General features: G+C 67.7%; 14 protein-coding genes. 5 read left to right on the forward strand and 9 right to left on the reverse strand.

Features of this window, described 5'->3' with window-relative positions:
- Window positions 1-11 precede the first annotated feature (11 nt).
- From ACWD3E_RS33895 to ACWD3E_RS33925, 7 genes are all read right to left on the reverse strand, one after another.
- Complete coding sequence (locus ACWD3E_RS33895; protein WP_451391356.1) at window positions 12-2,255, reverse strand: protein kinase domain-containing protein; 2,244 nt, start codon at window positions 2,253-2,255, stop codon at window positions 12-14.
- Window positions 2,256-2,264: 9 nt separating this feature from the next.
- Window positions 2,265-3,233: a serine/threonine protein kinase gene (locus ACWD3E_RS33900; RefSeq protein ID WP_451391357.1), complete on the reverse strand. Its 969-nt coding sequence runs from the start codon at window positions 3,231-3,233 to the stop codon at window positions 2,265-2,267.
- Between the two features lie 116 nt (window positions 3,234-3,349).
- Window positions 3,350-3,652 carry a WXG100 family type VII secretion target gene (locus tag ACWD3E_RS33905; protein WP_451355812.1) on the reverse strand — a complete coding sequence of 101 codons (303 nt, stop codon included), beginning with the start codon at window positions 3,650-3,652 and terminating at the stop codon, window positions 3,350-3,352.
- Window positions 3,653-3,690: 38 nt separating this feature from the next.
- The gene (locus ACWD3E_RS33910; protein WP_451355813.1) at window positions 3,691-4,032 is read right to left on the reverse strand and encodes a WXG100 family type VII secretion target; all 342 of its coding nucleotides are present in this window, start codon (window positions 4,030-4,032) and stop codon (window positions 3,691-3,693) included.
- 112 nt (window positions 4,033-4,144) lie between these two features.
- Window positions 4,145-5,311, reverse strand: coding sequence for a S8 family serine peptidase (locus ACWD3E_RS33915; protein WP_451391358.1), 1,167 nt, complete (start codon window positions 5,309-5,311; stop codon window positions 4,145-4,147).
- A gap of 135 nt (window positions 5,312-5,446) precedes the next feature.
- A complete protein-coding gene (locus ACWD3E_RS33920; RefSeq protein WP_451391359.1) occupies window positions 5,447-7,279 on the reverse strand; it encodes a hypothetical protein in 1,833 nt (610 codons plus the stop codon).
- Window positions 7,276-7,737 carry a hypothetical protein gene (locus ACWD3E_RS33925; protein WP_451391360.1) on the reverse strand — a complete coding sequence of 154 codons (462 nt, stop codon included), beginning with the start codon at window positions 7,735-7,737 and terminating at the stop codon, window positions 7,276-7,278. The genes ACWD3E_RS33920 and ACWD3E_RS33925 overlap by 4 nt, the downstream gene beginning before the upstream one ends.
- Before the next feature lie 490 nt (window positions 7,738-8,227).
- Here ACWD3E_RS33925 and ACWD3E_RS33930 point away from each other — a divergent pair, with 490 nt between their 5' ends.
- Genes ACWD3E_RS33930 through ACWD3E_RS33940 form a run of 3 tightly spaced genes read left to right on the forward strand, consistent with a single transcriptional unit; the run spans window position 8,228 to window position 11,618 of the window.
- Window positions 8,228-8,707: a hypothetical protein gene (locus ACWD3E_RS33930; protein ID WP_451391361.1), complete on the forward strand. Its 480-nt coding sequence runs from the start codon at window positions 8,228-8,230 to the stop codon at window positions 8,705-8,707.
- Window positions 8,652-10,979 (forward strand): hypothetical protein, encoded by a 2,328-nt coding sequence (locus ACWD3E_RS33935; RefSeq protein ID WP_451391362.1) that lies wholly within the window; start codon window positions 8,652-8,654, stop codon window positions 10,977-10,979. Before ACWD3E_RS33930 ends, ACWD3E_RS33935 begins: the two co-directional genes overlap by 56 nt.
- Before the next feature lie 6 nt (window positions 10,980-10,985).
- Window positions 10,986-11,618 carry a hypothetical protein gene (locus tag ACWD3E_RS33940; protein WP_451391363.1) on the forward strand — a complete coding sequence of 211 codons (633 nt, stop codon included), beginning with the start codon at window positions 10,986-10,988 and terminating at the stop codon, window positions 11,616-11,618.
- A gap of 134 nt (window positions 11,619-11,752) precedes the next feature.
- Here the strand turns inward: ACWD3E_RS33940 and mycP are convergent, their stop codons facing one another.
- Window positions 11,753-13,021 (reverse strand): type VII secretion-associated serine protease mycosin, encoded by a 1,269-nt coding sequence (mycP, locus tag ACWD3E_RS33945; RefSeq protein ID WP_451391364.1) that lies wholly within the window; start codon window positions 13,019-13,021, stop codon window positions 11,753-11,755.
- A 13-nt stretch (window positions 13,022-13,034) separates the two neighbouring features.
- Complete coding sequence (eccB, locus tag ACWD3E_RS33950) at window positions 13,035-14,573, reverse strand: type VII secretion protein EccB (protein WP_451391365.1); 1,539 nt, start codon at window positions 14,571-14,573, stop codon at window positions 13,035-13,037.
- 197 nt (window positions 14,574-14,770) lie between these two features.
- Between eccB and eccE the strand changes: the two genes are divergently transcribed.
- Complete coding sequence (gene eccE, locus ACWD3E_RS33955) at window positions 14,771-16,108, forward strand: type VII secretion protein EccE (protein WP_451391366.1); 1,338 nt, start codon at window positions 14,771-14,773, stop codon at window positions 16,106-16,108.
- 14 nt (window positions 16,109-16,122) lie between these two features.
- Complete coding sequence (locus ACWD3E_RS33960) at window positions 16,123-16,905, forward strand: hypothetical protein (protein WP_451391367.1); 783 nt, start codon at window positions 16,123-16,125, stop codon at window positions 16,903-16,905.
- Window positions 16,906-16,992: the final 87 nt, after the last annotated feature.

The following is a 16,992-nucleotide window of genomic DNA, read 5'->3' on the forward strand; positions in this document are numbered from 1 at the left end:
TACCGATCAGCTCACCGCAGCGGGAAGGCTGCGAGGAAGTGGCCGCCCAGCGCGATGATCTCCCCCGCCTTCTCATGGATCATGAAGCGGTCGCCAGTGGTCCTGTAGGAGTGGGCCGGGGCGTGAGAGGACAGATCGACCGCCCACAACCGCGACCCTCGCTTGCTGTACGCGTAGTCGGAGCCGATCACGGGCGCAGCCTTCAGGTCCGCCTTCGTCCCCTGCCCGCCCTTCTCCTGCCATATTGCGCGCCCGTTTGCCGGGTCGAAGGCGGCGAGCCCAAGACCCTTGTCGACCGCGTACAGGGTCCCGTCCTTGAGCGCAGGCAGGCCGTAGGTACGACCCGGACGCTCGGACTTGGAGTCCCATGCCACGCCGCCGTCACTGAGCCGCAGAGCCCTGAGCCGGCCGGCACCCACGTACAAATGCTGCGCGTCGGTGACCAGAGGCTGCTGCCGTACCTGGTCCGGAGCCGCCCCGTCAAGCTTGCGATCCCAGCGGACGGTGCCCGTCCGGGTGTCGCGTACGACGGCATGCACACTGCCGTCGTTCGCCACCTGGAGCGCGACGAGACCGTTCCCCACGACACCGGCAGCGAGGAAGTACAACTCCGAGGAACCGTTGCGCCGCCTGGGCAGCGGTGCCATCCACAACCGCTTGCCCGTGTTGATGTCGACCGCGAGCACATACCAGGACTGGGCGGCGAGAAAACTGAGGGAAAACTTGCCCCGCCCCGCAACCACGTAGGCCACCCCGTCCGCGACGCACAGTGCCTGGTTGACCGGGAGGCCGTTGAGGTCGGAGAACTGCGCGAAAGGCTCTTTCGCCTTGCCGGTGAGGATGTCGACCGAGGCCAGGGCCAGGGGGTTCGCATGGGAAGCGTCGTCTTCGAGGTCGGATCCGATGTAACCGTCGTCTACGTCCGTTGTCAGGATGATGCGATCACCGTCGGAGGTGGACTGCCAGGTCCACTCCGAGTCGTCCGACTTCCAGTCGACCTCTCCGGTTCGCGCGATGACACCGTTCAGGCTGCTCCCGGCCATCAGCACCACCAGGTTGGCAACGGCGTGCAACTGCGCCTGAAAGGAGGACAGAGGTTCCTCTGAGAAATATCCGTTGTCCGGATCGGCCACCTGGATCTGCCAGAGGGAGTCCAGTTGCTTCTTCGGCAGCAGGTTGTTGCTGGGCCCAGGCACAGGCTGTGTCTTCGGGCCACCGGTCCACTCGCTCCAGGTCAGCGCTCCCGCTGTCCCGGCCGCGACGGTAAGCGCCGCGCCTCCGCCGGTCAGCAGCAGCCGCCGACGGGACCACCGTACGGGGACCGCCGACGCGGCTATGCCCGGATGCTCGGCAGGAGCCGGCAGTCGCTGTGGCGTGATCTGCCAGACCTCGGTCGCCCGCCGAGCGATGTCGGTCAGGAGAACGTCCGGCAGATGATCGGAGAACTCGCCGGTTCCATCGTGCAGTTGGGAGGCGAGCCAGCCGGTTGTCGGCCGCCGGAAGGGGTTCTTGTCCAGGCACTGCGTGAGCACCGGCACGAGGCTGTCAGGCACACCGCTCAGATCGGGCTCCGCGTACTGCACCCGGTAGAGCAGATCCGCCGCCTGCCCATGTCCGAAAGGCGGACGTCCGGTGGTGGCGAAGACGAGCAGACCCGCGAGCGCGAAGACATCGCCCGCGGCCGTGTGCTCCTGCCCGCTCGCCTGCTCCGGCGACATGAAGGCGGGGGTGCCGACGGCGACCCCGACCCGGGTGAGGTGGTCGTCCCCGGCCGCACGCGCGATACCGAAGTCGATCACCTTCGGCCCGTAGGCGGTGACGAGGATGTTGGAGGGCTTCAGGTCGCGGTGGACGACATCGGACGCGTGCAACTGCCCTAGGGCCCCGCACAGCGCCGCACCCAACGCCCGTACGGATGCCTCTGGCAGCGGACCGCACAGTTCCACGGCTTCGTCGAGCGGCGGCCCGAGCACGTATTCGGTGGCGAACCAGGGCGTCTCCGCCCGCGGATCCGCGTCCACGACCCCGGCGCCGAATCGCTCCCCCACCACCCGGGCCGCGTCGGTCTCCAGCCGGAAGCGGGTACGGAAGGCCGCGTCGGAGGCGATGCGAGCGTGCATCGTCTTCAGCGCGACGGTACGGCCGCCTGCGGTGCGGGCGAGGTAGACGGTGCCCATGCCTCCGCTGCCGAGGCGGGCGATCGGGCGGTAGGGACCGAGCGCCTGCGGGTCGTCGTGGGTGAGAGGGGAAGGCATGGGCCGTCGTCAGTTCTGGCTGTGGGAGGGATGGGCGGGAGCGGCGGCGAGCGCGGATGCAACGGGGATGTCTGCCGTCAGGACGGCGGCGGACTGATGGGCAAGGGCGGCGATGACGCGACCGGGAAGCCAGCCAGGGGTGAGGAGGGAGGCGGAGGGGTTCTTCGTCCCGCTGTCGTCGGACAGGGCGCCGATCAGCTCGGCCAGTTGAGGGCGGGTGCTCGGATCGCCCGAGAGGCACCGGGCGATGACCGCGCGGAAAACGGCAGGAAGTTCGTCCCGTTCAGGTGTCGTATGGCCGGTCGCCGCGTAGGCGAGCGTGGCCCCGAGGGCGTACACGTCCCCAAGAGGGCGCGGGCGCCCGCCAGATGCCTGTTCCGGCGGCAGGCTGCCTGCCTCCAGCCCCGGCAGGCCGGAACGGGACGTGCCGTCGGGCGCGGCTGCGCGTACGGCTCCGAAGCAAGTGAGACGCGGCCCGTCGCCAGCGAGCAGGACGGCCGCCGGGGACACTCCGGCGAAGGTCAGCCCCTGTCCGTGCACGATCGCCAGGGTTTCGGCGAGGGCGACGCCGAGCGCGCGTACGGTCCGCTCGGGCAGCGGGCCGCCGTGTACGGCGAGGGCCGTCGGCAGCGGCAGGACGGGCACGTAGGGGTGGGAGTACCAGGCCGCTGGCTCCGCTGAGGAGGCGACCGCGGTGGCGGGGGCCGCGCAGGGGCCGAGAAGGTAGCGCGAGGCTTCGGCTTCCGCCAGGAAGCGCTGGGGGTGCTGGGGATCGGAGCCGAGGTGCGGGAGGGAGAGCAGGACGGTGTGTGCGCCGTCGACGCTGCGGGCGATATAGCGCCGCTCGGGGACGGAGATCTTGCTGCGGGGATCGTCAAACGCGGTGATGAGGGTGTACGGGCCCACGCGGCGTGACTTGGCGGGTCTGCCGTTCCCCTCACCGGCGTCTACGGCTGCGGCGCCACCCGTGGCGTGCACGTGCTCGTGTCCCTGTCCTGATTCGTCGGTCGCTGTTCAGTCGGCTGTACGGGCAAGACTGGAGGTGGGCACCTCCCGTGCGTGCCCACCCCGCCACGGCATTCCGCCGGTCAGCCTTACATGTAGTAGCTGGCGGCCTTCTTGTCGCCACCGAGGTAGTCACCGCCGGCCGCGTGCACGACCTTGCCGATGGCCATCAGGGCCTCGTGGATGCCCGTGGCCTCGCGGTCCCAGGCGGCCTGCTGCTCGGTGTACGCGGTGTGGGCCTCGCCCTCCCACATGCTGGCCACACCGGCGACCTTCTGCTTGATGGCCTCGAGGCTCTCCTCGAGCCGCTTGGCGTGGTCGGCGAGCTGCGTGGCGGTCTGGTCGAGACCGTGGTACGAGACTTCCAGCTCACCGCTGTTGTTGACGCCCATGATTACTCCGTTGCTGAGAAGTGGTGGCCTGGGTGGGATCAGTAGCCGGACAGCGCCGAGTGCGCGCCGCCGAAGTCCACGTCGATGGACTGGACCTGGGCGCGGACCTCGTCTTCCGTGCCGTCCTTGATCTTGCGGGTGGCCGTCATCGCCTCGATGAACTTGGCGAGGATGTTGCCGATGCGGACCATGCGCTCGTTGATCTCGGTCTGCTTGGCGTTGAACGCGCCGGCACCGATGCCCTTCCAGTGGCCCTCAAGGCTGTCGATGATGCCCTGGAGTTCCTTCAGCTGGCCCTTGATGCCCTCGAAACGGTGCAGAAGCTCCTTTTCGAGGAGGATAATGTCCTTGTCACTTACCTTCTGGCGCCCTGTTGCCATTTCGATGCCTTTCTTTGTGAACTGACCTTGCCAGGCGCTGAGTCAGGCGTCAGCGCCGATGGCAAGCGGACCCCTGCTCACTCGGTGATTGAGCAGGCATTAGGGAAAGCACTCAGGTGTTTCGGCGTGCCCGCAGCACGGCGAAACCGGTGCCCCCGATGACCAGTACAGCTGCTGTGGCGCCGATGATCACCCAGGTTTGAGAGTTGCTGCCGGAACCGGATTCCTTCGCGGCGGCGGAGGTGGAACCGCTGGAGGATCCGATGCCCTTAGTCGGCTGGCCGTCGGACGGCGCGACCGACAGGCTCGGGGTGGCCGTGACGTCTTCGTCCGCGTCCGTTCCGTTCTCGGCGTAAAGGGGATCCCTGTTGGCCGGGCCCGGATTGATGTTCTTGTTGATGAGCACTCGACGCGGGCGGATGATGCCGTAGCCGAGGTACGTGCTGGGCTTGTCCTTCGGCCAGGAACGACCCGCGGTGTCGAGGAGCGTCCGGAGGACCTGGTTGGCCGTCCAGTCGGGGTGCACCGACCAGACCAGGGCGGCGGAGGCGGAGGCGATGGCGGTAGCGGGGCTGGTTCCGTCAGTGTCGCAGTACTTGGTGAATGTGCCGTCGCACCAGGCAGGGATACTGACGCCCGGGGCCGCGAAGTCCACAGAGTCGCTGCGTGTGGAGAACTTGGCTACCGTTCCGGACTCGTCGATGGCGGACACACCGACGACGTACGGGTCAACGGCCGGATAACTGTCCTTTTGCTTTTTGTCCCCGTCGTTACCGATTCCAGCGAACATCAGCTTCCCCTTGGAGGCGGCATACTTGATGGCATCCTCCTCATCGGAGCTGGGGTATGGGCTAGCGAAAGACATATTGATAATCTTGGCGTCGCTGTCAGCGGCAGCCTTGATGGCTTCGGCGGAAGTGGGGACCCTCATCTCCTCCTCACCACCCTTAAGAGTCTGGATGTGGTAAGGAACGATCTTCGCTCCCGGTGCCAGTCCCTTGACGCCGCCACCCGCCCCTGTGCCGGCAATGATCTCAGCCATACCGGTGCCATGACCGTCAGAATCTGTAGTGGCAAGGTACGATACAGATTTCGGCACTTCATCGACCAGTACTTGCCCCTTGAGCGTTGACGTCGCCGGATTCACCCCCGTGTCGATAACGGCGACCTTCACTCCTTTACCGGTGCTGTACTTCCATATTTCATCGGCGCCCATCGCCTCCAGATACCACTGCTTCGGCTGAATGTTCGAGGCCGCAGCCCCGGAAGCCAGCCCCATAGACGCGATGACCAACGTGCCCAGTGCCGAACACACGGCAGAAAGGCGTCTAGCATTGCGCCCCGTCAGGAAGACAGTCCTTGTGCCGCGTCGGCCGGTCCCTGGCTTCATGCCTGTGTACGTCCTCGCTCGTGTTCAGTCGCTCTTCTGTGGCACATCGCGCCGCTGCTTCTGCGACGGACGGTGCTGTTCCTTCTCAGCAGGCCCGCTGGCGCGACCGGCCTGACCGTCCGGGCCCTGCCGATTACCCACCGCGCCGCGGCCGAGTCCCTTGCCGGCGGTGCTGGTCTCGGAGTCCCTGAGCGTCGAGCCGGCATTGTTCCGGGGCGCGCCGATCACACCCTCGGGATTGCTCGCCGAGCGCAGCACCGCCTGCCCCGTGCCGGGTTCCGGCTTCGCCGTCGGCGCACCGACGACTCCCCGCTGACCGAAAGAACCCTTCGGCTGTGCGGAGGAGACTGGTTCCTCAGCGCCGACGACCGTACCGCGCGGCATACGGGAATTGGGCGCCGCTCCGGACGTAGGACCTGCGACCGGCTTGCCGCCTACGACACCATTGCGCGCCGCACCGGTGGGACCCATCACTCCAGGACGTCCGACAGGCGTGTTGGTCATCCTCGGCGTTCCGCCAGTGACACTTCGCCCGAGAGGCGAGCGCCCAGGCTGCTGAGTAGTGCCCCTCACCGGCGACTGGCCGACAGGAGTCGTACGTCCCGTGGCACGAGCAGCCGGTCCCAAAGGCTCTTGTGGCACGCGGCCGTTGGCGGTGGCACGCCCCGCAGGACCCTGCGGCACTCGGCCGTTGACAGTGGCACGCCCCGCAGGACCCTCCGGCACTCGCCCGCTTGCGGTCCCTGAAGGCCCGGTTCGCCCCTGCGGGGACAGGGGCAGCCGACTGATTGGCCCGTAGTTGGTCGAACGCCCGACGGTCGGCATGATCGGAGGCGCTATCGGGCCCGTGGGCAACGGATGTGTCTGTCCTCCGCCTACCGTCGGAAGAGTCGGGGCGGGGGCTGGTTGTGACGTGGGCGCAGGCGAAGGCAGTGTGTTGACCGTGTTGATTTCCGTACCGACATCGTGGCCCGGATGCCCGCTGGGCTCGTGAACTTCCTTGAGGGGCGGCACCACACCGCCTGTCGCTGTTCCGTCGGGGGCAGTCGCCGTGCTGTGGGGGGCAGTCGCTGTTCCGTGGGGGGCAGTCGCGGTTCCGTGGCCATCCGTCACGCTTCCGCGAACCGTTGCCCGTGGCATCGACGCCCCTGAGTCATACGGTCGCCGGGTTTCGTCAATAGGGGCTGGCCGGGGCACCCCAACATCCGGAATCCCCTCGATCGCCTTCGGCTCAGGGTTCGCCCTCAACCCCCCTGCGGCCACCGAATAGAACGACCCCAACCGGACCATCTGATTGATGGCGTCCTGACGATCCTTCTCGACCTTCTGGGCGAGCACATAGTCCGTGTTGCTCTCGACCTGCTTGGCCTTGGGCAACGTCCAGGGCCGCTTCTGCTCGTCGGCGGGCCGGGTGTCCCGGGGTGGCATGGAACTGCGCACGGAGGCCAGGCCTGAGGCGGCGGTGGTGATCTCGGTGCCGGCCACGTGTGCGTAGGTCTCAAGGTCCTTGGCGAAATCGAGGAGGCCCTTGGTCCACGTCTGGAACTGTGTGGCGCCCTCTCCCTCCCACTCGTCCAAGACCTTACGGATGTTCCCGCGCAGGTCCGACGCAGCAGTACTGATGGCGTCGCGGGCGTCCCACAGACCCTTGCCGGTCAGCTCCAGATGCTCGGGGTTGGCGTGCTCGACCAGATCGATCATGTCGTTGAGATCGGTGTCATCGAATTGGGTCGAGCCGAGCGGTGTACCCCTGAGCAAGTTCTCGACGCCGCCGACCGCGTTGGCCGCAACGGCTTCTGCGTTCGCCTGCTTCAGGCCGGTCTTGTACTGGGGCTTCTGCTGCCAGTTGTCGCTCACTTGGTACTCACCCCCGCAGACTTCTGGTCAGTGTGCTGCCTCGTGTCCTTCCGCGGCTGCTCGTCCTTCGGCTCGTGCTTGTTCGTCGCCTTCTGGTACTCCTCGTCGAGCTGCGACTTGATCTTCCAGAACCGGCGCCTCACTTCGTCCTCAGTGAGGTCGTACGTGGCATCGGTCGCGTGCGCGGCGAGCGTCAGAGCCTCGATATGCAACCCCAGGGTCTTCGACAGGTACACGAGGCGCTCGTGGACATGCTCGTACTGCGAGTGCAGGTCGTGCGCCTCACCGAACGGGATCTGGGTACCACTGAACGAGGTACGACTGAGAGCGTGATGCGCGATCTTGGACGCGCTGCCCGGAGACTCATCGAACTTGGTCAGAGCCTTGTCGACGTCTTCCTTGAACTTGGACAGCGCTTCGACGCCACGCCTCAGATCCGAGCGGCCACCGTCACCCACCGCGATCCCTTCCCCGTTTCCCCGTTTGTACAGCTCTTGACAGACCGGGGAGCACACGCCCGCGCTCCCCGCATCTTTCGTCGACCACTGTAGTCACTGTGTAAATCGCGGCCAACTGAGCTCTGCCACAGTTCAGTTGCAATGCCGTCCCGAACTGACCGACTCCGGACCACTCAAGACCGACAACAGGGTCAATCGGGGCAGAAACTTGCAGACATCTGCGCAGAAGCTTCACATCCACCCTGTTCGGCCCGCGCCTCCGGCCCGGCAGCATGGGAACTTTGCAACCACAAAACCTCCCCCTGGGGAAGCAGTTGCTGCGTTGCCGAACAGTTCGACCCGCAGGTCCCTCAAGACCACGGATGCAGCCCTTCTCCGAACCCTCACGCCAGGTGGTGTGACACATGACGGACATGGGACAAACTTTTCTCAGTCTGGGTTGCTAACTTGACCGGACACCGCAACATCCGCACGGGGAAGGGACCCGTTCATGGCGTGGGACGAGTGGGAACAACTCAAGGCGCAGGCGGTTGAACAGCGATCGACCCACATGCGCCTCAACCAGTTGCCGGCGGAGGGCGGGGGCGGAGGGGGAGGCGCCGGAGACCTCGTCGTTCGCCAGGACGATCTCGGCGCCGTCGGCCATCACGCGAACGCTCTGTACGACGACATCAAGAGGCAGGCCGACATCGCGGCTGCCGGGTCCGGCAAGGGCGAGGCCGGATCGACGATGCAGGCCGCGGCCACGCTGAAGTCACACGGATTCCAGACGGGCGATGTCTTGGAGACCACCGTCGAGATGTGGACCTCGCAGGTCAAGGCCGTACTACAGGCGTGCGCTCACATCTCCGACCATCTGGATTACACCCAGAAGCTCCATACGGAGGATGACGCCAAGATCGGTGCCGTGCTCCGTGGTCGTGACGGTTCAGCCGTGTCGGTGTCGCAGCTCAACGAGTACTTCAAGTAGGAGACCTGCAGTGGCCCTCACGTTCACGGACCTCGTTGAAGTCGACCTCGGCAAACTCGCCACTGCCGTATCGGACTGGAAGAAGGCCGTAGACGGCCTCAGGACGTCGGCGGAGCACGCCCGCAACGGGATGCAGACCAAGTCGGACTCGGCTCACTGGGCCGGCGTCAATGCCACGGTGACACGGGAGTTCGTCACCAAGACCGCCAAGGAGGTCGCGGACCTCCACGTCGAAGCGAACAGCATCTACCAGGTGCTCGACGACGGGCACACGGAACTGGCCTCACTTCAGAAGCAGATCAAGACAGCCGTCGAGGTGGATGCCCCGAACCTCGGTATCCGTGTCGAGGACGTCGGCGACGGCAAGGTCCGCTGCTTCTTCCCTCACGTCCGCGGTGACTCCGACGAGCGCACGCAGGAGCAGCTCGACGCCAGGCAGGAGCTGGAGGACCGGATCAACCGGATCCTCGCGCAGGCCGCGGAGATCGACGCCAACGTCTCCCGAGCGCTGGCGAAGAGCCACGGCAACGACCCCTACAACGCCGGGCACAGCACGTACGAGTCCCTGAACGACGCCGAGGTCGAGCGTGCCGTGGAACTGGCGCGCAAGGGCGACAAGATGTCCGACGCGGACCTGCGTGAGCTGAACAACCTGCTTCGCTTCAACTCTGCTGAAAAAGATGGTGAGTTTGCCACCGAGTTCTACCAGGGACTCGGCGGGCCGGAGAAGGCGCTGCAGTTCTACGCCGAGATGTCGATCGACGGCACCAGCGGCGACGCGACCAAGACTCGGCTCAACGAAGTACAGGACCTGCAGAAGGTCATGGGGTACACGCTCGCCAACGCCACGGATCCGGACCACCAACACCATCTGTCCGACAACTGGGGCACGGAGTTCCGGCGACTCGGCACCCAGCAGATCGGCTGGGAGCGGGGGCAGTGGAACAAGCCATACGGCTACCAGGTGCTCGGCGGTCTGCTGCGTTACGGCAACTACGACTCACGGTTCCTCAACCCCATCGCGGAGCACATCACCCAGCTCCACAAGAAGGATCCGTACTTCTTCCTGTCGAACAAGCCCGCCGGCAACCCGGACACGTACGGCTTCAACCCCTCCGGCCAACTCGGCACCGGCAACGAACCGCTCAACAGCGTGCTCGAGGCGCTGGGTCACAGTCCCGAGGCCTCGGAGAAGTTCTTCAGTCAGCCGCCGACCGCGTACAACGAGGACGGCACGGTCAAGAAGGACGGCAAGCTGGGCTTCAACTCGTATCTCGACCTGCTCACCGACAAGGACTTCGAGTGGACGGCGGATACGAACAGCGCGAACCTCCTTGCCGACGAAGACAAGGCCAAGACGGTCCTGGGCTACGGCCCTGACGCCCTCGGCCACGCCTTGGAGGCGGCAACCACCGGAGTGCCCTACGGCAGCGACGCTGCATCGCCGCCGCACTCCAAGGAGGCGGCCGACATCTTCCACAAACTCGTCGAGCGCTACGGCACCAAGCCCGGCGACCTGGACGACTCGCCCATGCGGGACAGCCTTGGAAACATCACCGCCGACTACATGCGGGATGTGCAGGGGGCTTTCATGGGGGACGGGGGAACTGTGGCGGGGTCGCACGGGGAGAGCGCTCACCTCGGGGACTTCGACCTGGCGGAGAATCCCGATGGTCTTCAGCCCGGTGTACTCAAGAATTTCCTAGGCGCCGTCGGGAAGGATCCCGATGCCTACGGGGCCATCCTCACTTCTCAGGAATCGGTGACAACGGGCCTCGTCAACGACGCATTCCACCATGCGGACCAGTACAAGGAACTGGCTCCGGAAATCGCCAACCGGGTCGCCCCCGGCGGTGAGATCGCCGGCATCATGGCCGAGTCCCGCACACAGGCAGTCGTCGACGAGAGGCTCGCCAGCGACGCAGAGTTCAATGAAGGCGTCGCCACGGCCGACAAATGGGCCGGACGCATCATCGGAATGGGCATCGGCAAGATCCCGGTGGGTGGCGAGGTGGCCGGCTGGGTGGTGGAGGACATCCAGGAATCGGTCGTTGAGAAATTCACTCAGGATTCCAGCGCGGAAGCCTACAACGACCGTGACGTATTTCTTGAGGCACAGAAGGCGCAATCGGCGAAGGCAATCCATGACGCCACGTACACGGCGGCCAAGGAAGCCGGCTACGACGACACGAACGCGGAGAGTCAGGCGAGTGCCGCCGAACGAGAGATCGAGAATTCCTACGGCTTGGGCCGCCAAAGAAAAGGAAAGTAGGGGCTCGTGAGCGGAACTGGGATGAAGACCCGACGATCCACAATGTGGATCGCTCTGGCCGCCGTGGGGGTTCTTGCTGTGGCCGGAGTCGTAGTGTGGCAAGTTTGGCCAACTGAAGAACCCGCCGTCGCGGTGCCGACGAACGTATGCGACGATGCGCTTCCCGGAACGACGGTGAAAGCACTCCTACCTGCGAAAGGAAAGCCGTTCACAGAATGGCATACCGGTGTGCTCAACCCTAGGGGGCTATATCGGAAGGCAGAGTCTGGGACATGCAAAGTCTATGGTGGGGGAAAGTCCATCACGATCAGTCATAGCCGTTATTCCGGGTCAGACTTCACCATGCAGGACGTAGCTCATGACTCAAAGGCAGCAGGGACGGTCCGGATCACCCTCGGCAAGGCATTGGGGTTCCACGAGGGAGACACCACTTCTCTCTTCGTTGACTGTTCCTTCAGGAATGTCCAAGAACAGGCACTGGTGGAAGTCGACGTCACGTACGAGAAGACGGAAGATCGGGCCGTAATCCAGAAAATGGCTTCCCTCGCAGCAGACACCCTCCGACTCGAGGCCCGGAAGCTCTGGAATTGTGAAGGTGCGGACAGCCTGCCGAACGGCAGCCCGCAGGTGACGCGATGAGCGCTCAGCACTCCCCCGCCCTGCTCGTCACCCCGTACCGGGGGCGCCAGGGCCTCCCTTTTACGCGCGTGTGGGGACGCAGCCCGCCGCCGGCGTCGTAGCGGCCAGCACGAAGCTGATCACGGCCGGCTTCTTCATGCTCCGGTGCTCGTCCTCAGCTTCCTGCGGCGTGCGTCCCGTACCGCCACCGCTCCCCCGCCGAGCCCCGCCACCAGGACCCCCGCGCCGATGGCGACGTACGTCGCGAGGCGGGCGTTGCGTTCCTCGGGGGTTTCGCCGAGGGTCAGTTTGGCGGCGGTGGGGGCCTCCGCGTGGGTGAGGCCTGTGTCGGGGTGGGGTGACTCGATCGGGTGGTCGTCCTCCGTGAGAGCGCGGACCGGGTCCACGACGCCCCAGCCGACCAGGCGGTCATGGCCGGCGATGGAGCGTTCGGCCGTCTGCTCGATCTGGGCCACGACCTCGCGGGCCGTCCAGCCGGGGTGCTTGGCCTTGATCAGCGCGGCCACGCCGGCCACGTACGGCGCGGAGAAGCTCGTGCCGTTGTCCGAGCAATGGCCGCCCTTGGGGACCGTGGAGATCATGTCGACGCCGGGGGCCGCTACGCCCACGAAGTCGCCCGACTGGGAGAAGGCCGCTTTCTCGTTGTTGCGGTCCGAGGCAGCTACGGCCAGGACGCCTTCGTACGACGCCGGGTAGGTCTTCTTCACGTTGCCGCCCAGGCCGTCGTTGCCCGCCGAGGCGACGACGACGATCTGCTTTGCAAGCGCTTCGTTGATCGCGTTGTGCAGGTCGACCGCAGGGGCCACAGCGTTCGCGGTGTCCTGCGAGATGTTGATGACCTGGGCCTTGACCTCGATCGCGTGCCGGATGGCGCGGGCCAGCGTGAGGGCCGTGCCGTGGCCCTCGGAGTCGTTCTGCTTGATCGGGATGATCGTGGCCTTGGGGGCCAGGCCCACGAAGCCGGTGCCCTTCATCGGGCGGGCGGCGATGATGCCGGCCACGCGCGTGCCGTGGCCCACGGTGTCCGTGGTGCCGTTGGACTTGCCGCGCTCGAGTTTCTGGCCCTTGCTGTCCTTGGCGGGCAGGTAGTTCGCGCCCAGGGATGACGATACGGCGTGCGCGAGTTGGGGGTTCGCCGTGTCTACGCCCGTGTCGATTACCGCAACCCTTACGTCCTTGCCCTTCGACTGGGTCCACAGCTCGTCGAGGTTGACGCGCTGCAGGGCCCAAGGGGTCCCCGTGTACTTGTGGTTCGACTTGGAGAACGTGCACTCGTCGGAGACCGAGTCCGCGGAGGCCGCCGGTGCCGAGATCACGGTGGCCGTCGTGGCCGTCGTGGCCAGGGCCGCCGCCCACAGGGCCGTACGGCGCCGCGCATACGTGGAGCGCGATCGCAGTCGCATCAGGGTCCCCATCTCAGGAGCCCTGCGGCTGGCGGGCCGCCGCCGTCGACAGGCGGGGGCCCGTCGGCAGGAACTCCGACCAGGCGGCGGGGATCGGGGTGGGGTCCACGCCGGCGTAGCCGAGGCGGGTCTGCGCCAGCTTGGCCTCCTGCTGGAGCTGCTTGCGCTGCTTGGGCGTGATGCCGATGCCGGCGTCGTCGGTGGCGCTGTCGTCGTTGGACTGGAGGGCGTAACGCAGGCCGGTGTCGGTGACCAGGAAGACGGGGCCCGCCTTGGTCTCCTTGCCCTGGAACTGGCGGTAGAGCTGGCCGGAGCCCGCGGTGACGTACGCGCTGGAGGAACCGGTGGCCAGGACCGCCGGGAAGTCGGTGCCCGCCCAGGTGCTCAGGGTCGTACCGCCGTCCTTGCCGTCGACGTCGCGCAGGACGTTGCAGACGGTGTTGCGGCTGCCCTCGGCCGTGGAGGCCTGGTTGACCGCGCTGGGGGATTCGGTGGGCCATTTGTGGTCGGTGGCGAAGGGGGCCCCCGGCTGGATCGCGCCCGAGCTGACCTCCTGCGGGTGCCCGTTCTGGCCCAGCTTCACGAGGTCCTGGCTGGCCAGGAGGAGCTGTGCGACGAAGTCGGAGACGTGGGCGACACGGCCCTTCAGGACCACGTAGTACTGCTCCCGGCCGTTGACCGGCGCCCGGAGCACCATGCCGACGCGGTTGGCGGTGCTGTCCAGCTGGCCCGGGGCGTTCGCCGGGGCGCCGATGACGCCGGGGATCGTCGGGAAGCTGATCCCCTCGCCCGTGTGCAGGGTCGCCATCCACGCCTGCGTCACCTTCTGGGGCCGGCGGTCGTCGCCCACGAGAGTGCGCAGCAGCAGGGTGTCCTTGCCGTCCACCTGGTACGCCCAGCCCTGCGCGTCCACGACGTACTGCTTGCCGTCCGACGGGGTGGTGACGTACAGCAGTTCGCCGCCGTGCAGCTTCTGCTTGGCGCCCTCGGTCCGGTCCAGGTCGCGCTTGGCCAGGACGAACGCGGCCTTCTGGATGGAGCTGCCGCTGCCGCTGGGGCGTTCGCAGACGGCCCAGTGCTTCTTGGCGCCCGCCTCCTTGTCGGAGGGCAGCCGGTCGGGGGCGTACGGGATGCCGATGGTGACCCCGTGCGGGATCTTGCCGTTGTCGAGGATCGACTCGTCGACGGTGACGACGTCGACACCGCCGCCGCCCTGCGTGTCGAGGACGAGCTTGGCGGACGCCATGTTGAGGACCGGATGGAGCTGGGTCTTGTGGTCCGTCGTCAACACCACATAACGAGTGGTGGACTTGCTGGCGATGATCACCTTCTGGCCGGGTTCGTCCCAGCCCTCAGGTGCGGTCGGCTTGAACATGCCCCAGGCCCCGAAGGCCGCGAGAACGACCGCGCCGACGATCGCGCCGGGCACGATCGCGCGCAGTGGCCGCGGCGCCCCCTCGTCCGAGGCATCCGGTGACGACTGCACGAACGACGCGAGCATGCGGCGCTTCGCGAAGGTGTAGGCGTTGAGTTGGTCCCGCCGAGATGCCATCTGTGCCTGTTTCTCCCCGTGTCTCAAGCGGAGCGCGCCCGGGGACCACGCTCCCCCGCCCTCCGTTGTCGGACCCGGCCCCTACTATGCCTGGTACGGAGCGAGTCTCGTGGAGCGGGTAGGGTACCTGGGCCCTCAAGGGCCTTGATCAGTGGCCTGGTTCCCAGGAGTTGTGAGCAAATCGGGGGGATGGAGTGATGGCTTCCGGAACGCGGACGCGAGGGCGCGGCCGTTCGGCGGCACGCGGCCGTACGGCCGGGTCCGCGTCGGCGCCCGGCGGAGGGCCGGGGCAGCGCGGCGCGGCGTCGCCGGCGGTCACGCCCGGCCTCAGGTCCCGGCCGGGCCAGGCCGGTTCGTTCCGTTTGCAACGGCTCGTGCTGGTGGAGCTGGCGCTCGCCGTCCTCCTGGTCGGCTGGGTCATCGGGACGCTGGCGCTGGTGCCGGCCGGTGTCGTGGCCTTGGCGCTGGTGCTGCTGGCCTTCGTGCGGCGACGCGGGCGCTCCGTGCCGGAGTGGCTCTCCACCGCGCGGGAGCTGCGCGCGCGCCGCAAGCGGGCCGCGAACACGCCGATACCGGCGGGCACGGAGCCCGGACTGGTCCCGGCGGTGGAGTGCGAGCCCGCCCTGCGCACCCATTCGTACGGGGTCCGCGACCGGCGTCCGGTCGGCATCGTCGGGGACGGGACGTTCGTCACCGCCGTGCTCCAGGTGGAGGCCGACGCGACCGCGCTGCGCGCCGAGCGCAGCCGGCAGCCGCTGCCGCTGGGCCTGGTCCGCGACGCGCTGGAGGTGGACGGCATCCGGCTGGAGTCGGCGCAGATCGTGCTGCACACGCAGCCGGCGCCCGCGCTGCATCTGCCCCAGCAGTCCGTGGCCGTCTCCAACTACCAGCCGCTGCAGGAGCAGACGGGCGCTCCGGCGGTGCGCATCACCTGGATCGCGCTGAAGCTCGACCCCGAGCTGTGCGCGGAGGCGGTGGCCGCGCGCGGGGGCGGTCTGCTCGGCGCGCAGAAGTGTGTCGTGCGGACCGCGGACCATCTGGCGAGCCGGCTGAGCGGCGCCGGCTTCCGCGCGCGTGTGCTGGACGAGGAGGAGCTGGTCGCCGCGCTCGCCACCTCGGCCTGTGCCAACCCGCTGGTCACCGCGGAGGCGGGCCGCAGCGAGACGCGCGAGCGGCGCACGGAGGAGTCCGGGCGGAGCTGGCGCTGCGACAACCGGCGGCACACGACGTACTGGGTCCGGCGGTGGCCCCAACTGGGCGGCGGCCGGGGCGAGTCGCTCCCGCAGTTCGTCGCCCGGGTCACGGCGATACCGGCGCTGGCCACCACCTTCAGCCTCACCCTCGCGCACGGGGAGCGGCAGGAGGTCTCGCTGTGCGGGCACCTGCGGGTGACCGGCCGCAGCGACGACGAACTCGTGGCCGCTCGTCGGGCGTTGGAGGCCGCGGCACGCCAGGCCGGTGCCGGGCTCGCCCGGCTCGACCGTGAGCAACTGCCCGGCATGCTGGCCACGCTGCCCCTCGGAGGTGCGCGGTGACGACGATCCCGACGATGAATCCCCAGGCCCCCGGCGCTCCCGGCGCCGGCCCGGGACAGGCACCGACGGCGTCCGGCCTGCGGGGGACGGTGGAGCGGCTGCGGCACGGGCTGGGGCTGATCGGCCCCCGGCACGGCCGGCACTCGCTGCCCGTCTCGCAACTGGAGTCGCTCGCCCTGCCCATCGGGGACGACGGCGTGGTGGCCGGCGTCGACGCCGAGGGCCAGCCGGCCGTCCTGGGCATCAACCGGCCCACGCCGTACGACGTCGTACTCATCGGCGGCCTGTGGACCGCGCAGGTGCTGGCGCTGCGTACGGCGGCCACGGGCGCCCGGGTCGCGGTGGAGACGGGCCGGCCACAGGCCTGGATGCAGATGGTGCACGCCATGGGCGGCGGCCAGAACGGCCTCTCGGTGTACGACGTGGGCCGGGTGCCGCCACAGGGCGCCTCGGCCGGTACGCCCGTGCTGGTGGTGCGGGACTGCGGTATGCGTCCGCCGCGCGGCCGGGTGGTGTCGGGGCCGTGGCAGTCGGTGCTGACCCTGCTGCCGTATCTGAGCCCGGCCGCGCCCCGGCTGCTGCGGCAGGCGCGGCTCGCCGGCATCCAGCGGGTCTCGCCGGACGAGGCCGGTGAACTCGGGCGCACGATGGGGCTGTCCCGGACCGAGGTGGAGTCGCTGCCCGCGCTGCCCGACGGCGTCACACTGTGGTGCACGGACCGTGACCGGCAGTACGTGCTGACCCAACCCACCGACGCCGAGACCGGATTGCTGGGCACACCGCGCCGGATGGACTGAACTGACCTTTTCCGTCCTGTTTGTTCGGTGGTCAGGTGCGTCTGGTGCAGGGCACTTCGGCCTGCGCCGTGACGGGTGGGTGCGTGC

This window comes from Streptomyces sp. NPDC002676, assembly GCF_053592455.1.